3 protein-coding genes are annotated in these 6,234 nt (G+C 59.0%); all 3 read left to right on the top strand.

Features of this window, described 5'->3' with window-relative positions; translation table 11 throughout:
• Window positions 1-205: 205 nt before the first annotated feature.
• Window positions 206-1,483 (top strand): HD-GYP domain-containing protein, encoded by a 1,278-nt coding sequence (locus AB5Y90_RS15220; protein WP_368167135.1) that lies wholly within the window; start codon window positions 206-208, stop codon window positions 1,481-1,483.
• Between the two features lie 120 nt (window positions 1,484-1,603).
• Window positions 1,604-2,026: a CBS domain-containing protein gene (locus AB5Y90_RS15215; RefSeq protein ID WP_021230185.1), complete on the top strand. Its 423-nt coding sequence runs from the start codon at window positions 1,604-1,606 to the stop codon at window positions 2,024-2,026.
• A gap of 240 nt (window positions 2,027-2,266) precedes the next feature.
• A complete protein-coding gene (gene hrpA / locus AB5Y90_RS15210) occupies window positions 2,267-6,166 on the top strand; it encodes an ATP-dependent RNA helicase HrpA (RefSeq protein WP_257687761.1) in 3,900 nt (1,299 codons plus the stop codon).
• The last annotated feature ends 68 nt before the right edge of the window (window positions 6,167-6,234 follow it).

The raw sequence follows: 6,234 nt of genomic DNA, 5'->3' as shown, positions 1-6,234 counted from the left end.
AACGCCTTAAATGGCGAAGAAACGGTCTAAATAGGCTGATTCAAGGCATTTACGGGAGAAAAAATCGGCTCAAACATGAAGAAATGAAATGACTGAGTCAGCCGAGGAGAATTTCCCCGCTTATTCGCACCTTCCCTAAGTTGATAGAAGGCGAAGCATAAAACAGCGCCAGTTTGATACGACAACATCGCATGGGACCCGGATCATGGACAGAGCGCAGGGCGTAGCCCCTTTTTCGTTGCAAGTGGATCTAAGGCAGGTGGTGTATGCCCTGTCAGCCTCGCTGGATCTGGTGGGCATTGGCGATGTGGCCCACGGTAAACGGGTCGGGATTATGGCTGCCGAGTGCAGCCGGGAGCTGGGGATGAGTGAGGCCGAACGCTGTCTGCTGTTCGAGCTGGGGGTGCTGCATGATATCGGTGTCTCCTCGACCATCACCCATCACCATCTGGTCAGCGAGTTCGATTGGGAGTCCTCCCAGCGCCACTGCGAGGTGGGATATCAGCTGCTCAAGGATTTCCGTTTGCTGGCCCCACTGGCCCTGCCTATCCGTTATCACCACACCCACTGGCACCTGCTGCGCGAGATGGCTGATGTGGACCCCAATGTAGCCCGTCAGGCCAACCTTATCTTTCTGGTGGATCGCTGCGATGCGTTGGCGGCGCCCTACTATGGCGATGGTTCATTGTTGATGCATACCAACGAGATCCGCGCACGCCTGCAGGATTTCCGTGAGGAGTTCTTTGCCCCCGAGCTGGTAGATGCCTTCCTCAAGGCGTCTCGCTCTGAGGCATTCTGGCTGCAGCTGGAAGCGCGCTCCATCAATGATTACATGCTGGAGATGCTGCAGGTGCGGGAGCCTTGCCTGACCTTCAACGGGGAGCTAAAAGCGCTGGCGCAGATCTTCTCCGGCATTGTCGACGCCAAAAGCCCATTCACGATGACGCATTCACTCGGTGTGAGCAGGTTGTCTCGGGCATTGGCCGAGCAGATGGGAGTCAGTGCCATCCATTGTGACATGCTGGAGATCGCCGGTTTGCTGCATGATCTGGGCAAGCTCAGGGTGCCGGACGAGACCCTCGACAAGCCTGCCTGCCTGACGAAAGAGGAGCAGGCCATCATCAATACCCACAGCTTCGAGACTTACCAGATCCTGCGTCATATCGAAGGGTTTGAGGAGATTGCCTGTTGGGCGGCCTATCACCATGAGGAGCCTGATGGGGAGGGCTATCCGTTCCACCTGCCGGCATCCGCCATGGCGCTTGAAGCGCGGATCTTGCGGGTCGCTGATATTTTTCAGGCAATGGTGCAGGACAGACCTTATCGGCGCGGCCTGCCTGCCCGTGACGCATTGACCTTTATGCAGCAACTGGCGGATCAGGGGCGGGTCGATCCCGCTGTGGTAGCGGTGCTGGCCGATCACCTGCCGCAGATGATGATGGCAGCCATTCCGGATCGCGAGCCGGATCATGCCATCAATTGAGGGAGAGGCTGGCCGCTGACTCATACCGCCGCGAGCCAGCTATGCTTGGAACAAGCCGAGCATGGTGCCGGTACCGGCGCACAAGACGCCAGCTTGATGGACTACCGTAGGGGAGCAGATATGGAATCGCTAAAAGCCAAGGATTATATGCAGAGCAGACCCATCACCTTCACTGCCGACATGATGGTGCAAGCTGCGGTCGAGAAATTTCTGAACAGTCATCAGCTCGGTGGCCCGGTGGTGGATGGGCAGGGCCATCTGATTGGCTGGATCTCCGAGCAGGATTGCATCGCAGTGCTGCTTAAAGAGGCCTATCACTGCGAACAGGTGGCGCAGGTCAAGGATGTGATGCGCAAGGAGGTGTTGTCGGTGGGGCCAGATACCAGCATTTTGAGCCTGGCGGAGATGATGATGGGGCAAAAGCCGAAAATCTATCCGGTAGTGGAGGAGGGGCGTCTGCTCGGTGTCATCAATCGCCACAACGTCATGCAGGCCATTCACGCCCAGCTCACCACCTGTTTTGTCCATCACTCCCACGGTTAACCCTGTTTTTCTCTCTCCCAAGGCAAGCTTCGGCTTGCCTTGGCTATTTCATATGCTGCCATTTATTCATGTTATGCCATCTTACAAGGATTGTTCTGTCATGTTTGGGGATTGGCCAATCTCTCTGTCTTCCCATATATAACGCTACGTTATGGCTTGCACCGTTCCCGCTCGCTCTTTAGGATCGCTCCCAGCTTATCGATATGGCCCCTCTGGGCACCTATTTAAGGAATTCGTACCTTGTCTCTCTCTATCGAGGCGCTGCGCCGCCGTCTCTCTGCCTGCATGAACCTCGACGCCCGTCGCCTTTCCAGCCGTCTGCACGGGGTCAAGAAGCTGCCTGAAGGCAAACAGGCTGCCGTGCTGGAGACCATCGCTGCCGATCTGGATGCCGCGCAAGCGCGCTATCAAACCCGTCTGGCCGGAGTACCCAAGGTGACTTATCCGGACAACCTGCCGGTCAGCCAGAAGCAGGCTGAGATCGCCAAGGCCATTCAAGAACATCAAGTGGTGATCATTGCAGGGGAAACAGGCTCGGGCAAAACCACCCAGATCCCCAAGATCTGTCTGGCGCTCGGGCGCGGGGTGAAGGGCTTTATCGGCCACACCCAGCCACGCCGTTTGGCAGCCCGCACCGTCGCGGCCCGTATTGCCGAGGAGATGGAGTCCGAGCTTGGCCACTACGTGGGTTACAAGGTGCGCTTTACCGATCAGGTGAGCGAGCAGACCCACATCAAGCTGATGACCGACGGTATCCTGCTGGCGGAGATCCAGAATGACCGGATGCTGACCCAGTACGACACCATCATCATCGATGAGGCCCACGAGCGCAGCCTCAATATCGACTTCATCCTGGGCTATCTAAAGCAACTACTGCCCAAGCGCCCCGATCTCAAGGTGATCATCACCTCGGCCACCATCGACCCGCAACGTTTCTCCCGCCATTTCAACAAGGCGCCGGTGATCGAGGTCTCCGGCCGCACTTATCCGGTGGAGGTGCGCTACCGTCCACTTACCAGTGACAAGAGCGAAGGGCTGGAAGAGCGCGACGAACTGCAGGGGATCTTCGATGCGGTGGAAGAGCTGGCCCGCGAAGGGCTCGGGGACATCCTTATCTTCATGAACGGCGAGCGGGAGATCCGCGATACTGCCGATGCCCTGCGCAAACTCAACCTGCGCGACACCGAGGTGCTGCCGCTTTACGCCCGTCTTTCCAACGCCGAGCAGAACAAGGTGTTCCAGCCCCATGCAGGGCGACGCATCGTGCTCGCCACCAACGTGGCTGAGACCTCGCTGACGGTGCCAGGCATTCGCTACGTTATCGATCCGGGCACCGCCCGCATCAGCCGCTACTCCTGGCGCACCAAGGTGCAGCGCCTGCCCATCGAGCCGGTCTCCCAGGCCAGTGCCAACCAGCGTAAAGGGCGCTGCGGCCGGGTGGCGGATGGTATCTGTATCCGCCTCTACTCGGAGGAGGATTTCAATTGCCGTCCCGCCTTTACCGACCCCGAGATCCTGCGTACCAACCTGGCCTCCGTCATCCTGCAGATGCTGGCGCTCGGCCTTGGCAATATGGAGGCGTTTCCCTTCGTCGAGCCACCGGAGTCGCGCCATATCAAGGACGGCCTGACCCTCTTGAAAGAGCTGGAGGCGGTGCGCGAGCTGCCCGCCACCGGCGAGCGCGAAGCCAAGTTGCAGCTGACCGAGACCGGTCGCCAGCTCTCGCGCATCCCCCTTGATCCGCGTTTGGCGAAGATGGTGATCAGCGCGGCGCAGACCGGCTGCCTGAGCGAGGTGATGGTGATCACCGCGGCCCTCAGCATTCAGGATCCCCGCGAGCGGCCCATGGAGAAGAAGCAAGCCGCTGACGAGCAGCACAGACGCTTTGAGGACAAGGATTCCGACTTCCTTGCCTTCGTCAATCTGTGGAATTACCTGAAAGAGCAGCAGGATGCCCTTGGCAGCAACCCGTTCCGCCGCATGTGCCAGAAGGAGTTTCTCTCCTACCTGCGGGTGCGTGAATGGCAGGACATTCACTTCCAGCTGCGTCAGACGGTCAAGGAGCTGGGTTTTAAAGCCAACCATGAACCTGCAGATTTCAAGACGGTGCACTGCGCGCTGCTGACCGGACTCTTGAGCCATATCGGCAACAAGGATCTGGAAAAACCGGAGTTTCTCGGCGCCCGCAACGGCCGCTTCCACCTGTTCCCGGCCTCGGGTCTGTTCAAGAAGCCGCCCAAGTGGGTGATGGCCGCAGAATTGGTGGAAACCTCGCGCCTCTACGCCCGTATCAACGCCAAAATTGAGCCCGAGTGGGTGGAGCCGCTGGCAGGCCACCTCATCAAGCTGCACCACAGCGACCCCCACTGGTCGAAGAAAAACGGCGCCGTAATGGCCAAGGAGAAGGTGACCCTCTATGGCCTGACCCTGGTCAATGAGCGCACCATCAACTTCAGCCGTATCGATCCGGCGCTGTGTCGTGAGCTGTTTATCCGCCGCGCGCTGGTGGAGGGGGATTTCGAGACCCGTCACCGTTTCTTCAGCGATAACCGCAAGCTCTTGGCCGAGGTGGAGGCGCTGGAGCACAAATCCCGTCGGCGCGACATCCTGGTGGATGACGAGGATCTGTTCCGCTTCTACGATGCCCGTTTGCCGGAGGAGGTGATATCAAGCCGTCACTTCGACAAGTGGTGGAAAGAGGCGCAAAAGCGGGATCCCGAGCTGCTCAACTTCGAAAAAGAGATGCTGATGAAGGGGGATGCCGCCCACATCAGCGATCTCGACTACCCCAACTTCTGGCAACAGGGGCGCCTCAAGCTCAAGTTGACCTATCAGTTTGAGCCGGGTGAGGCGGCGGATGGTGTGACCCTGCATATTCCGCTGCCGCTCCTGAATCAGGTGGAGGTTAAGGGGTTTGAGTGGTTGATCCCCGGGCTGCGTCACGAGCTGTTGGTGGCCCTTATCAAGTCGATGCCCAAGCCGATGCGCAAGAACTTTGTGCCCGCGCCGAACTATGCCGATGCGCTGCTCGCCAGCATCAACCCCGAACAGGGGCCGCTACTGGACGAGATGGAGCGCCAGCTGCGCCGCATGACCGGCGTGACCGTGCCCCGAGAGTCCTGGGACTGGGCTGCGGTGCCCGACCACCTGAAACTCACCTTCCGGGTGGTGGATGACAAGCACAAGAAGGTGGCGGAAGGCAAAGATCTGGAAGCCTTGAAAGAGTCGCTGCGCGGCAAGGTGCAGGAGACCCTGTCGCAAGTGGCGGACGATGATATCGAGCAGTCCGGTCTCACTCTGTGGAGCTTTGGCGAGCTGCCGCAAGAGTACAGTCAGAAGCGGGGCGGGTTCGAGGTGAAGGCCTATCCGGCCTTGGTAGACGAGAAGGATTCGGTCGCCATCCAGCTGGTGGAGAGCCCGGTGGTGCAGCAGCAGCTGATGTGGGCCGGTCAGCGTCGGCTGGTACTGCTCAACGTACCATCGCCCATCAAGTATCTGCAGGAGAAGTTGCCCAACAAGGCCAAGCTGGGGCTCTATTTCAACCCGTTTGGCAAGGTGGCGGAGCTGATTGATGACTGTATCGCCTGTGGCTGCGACAAGCTGATCGAGCAACATGGCGGGCTGGCCTGGGACGAGGCCGGTTTCGAGGCGCTCAAGGAGTTTGTCCGTGCCGAGCTCAACGATGCAGTGGTGGAGGTGGCCAAGCAGGTGGAAGCCGTGCTGACCCTCTCCCACGAGATCAAAAAGCGGCTCAAGGGCAAGATGCAGCTCGATACCGCTTTTGCCATGTCGGATATCCAGCAGCAGCTCGGCAACCTTATTCACAAGGGCTTTGTCACCGAGACCGGTTGGCAGCGGTTGCCTGATTTGCTGCGCTATCTGCGCGCCATCGAGCGTCGTCTCGAGAAGCTCGCCATCGATCCCAACCGGGATCGGGTCTACATGCTCAAAGTGCACAGCGTGGAGTCGGAGTACAAGGCGCTGCTGGCCAAGATCCCCAAATCCCAGCTTATTCCCACCGAGGTGGTCAATATCCGCTGGATGATTGAGGAGCTGCGGGTGTCGTTCTTCGCTCAGAATCTGGGGACCCCTTATCCGGTCTCCGATAAACGGGTGCTTAACGCCATCGCTCAGTGCTAAGCTGCTATCTAACTGTTTTAACAGCATGATAGCGGGTGATGAGAAGGGGTCGCCGGTCAGGTAGCCCC

Origin of the sequence: Aeromonas sp. R4-1, from assembly GCF_040908325.1 — a bacterium.
Lineage (GTDB): Bacteria > Pseudomonadota > Gammaproteobacteria > Enterobacterales > Aeromonadaceae > Aeromonas > Aeromonas veronii.
The sequence above is the reverse complement of the archived record's forward strand: the minus strand, read 5'-3'. Positions and strand labels throughout refer to the sequence as shown.

Excerpts from the sequence above, each read along its gene's own strand:
- AB5Y90_RS15220 (WP_368167135.1), top strand. The coding sequence starts at position 206 with ATGGACAGAGCGCAGGGCGTAGCCCCTTTTTCGTTGCAAGTGGATCTA.
- AB5Y90_RS15215 (WP_021230185.1), top strand. The coding sequence starts at position 1,604 with ATGGAATCGCTAAAAGCCAAGGATTATATGCAGAGCAGACCCATCACC.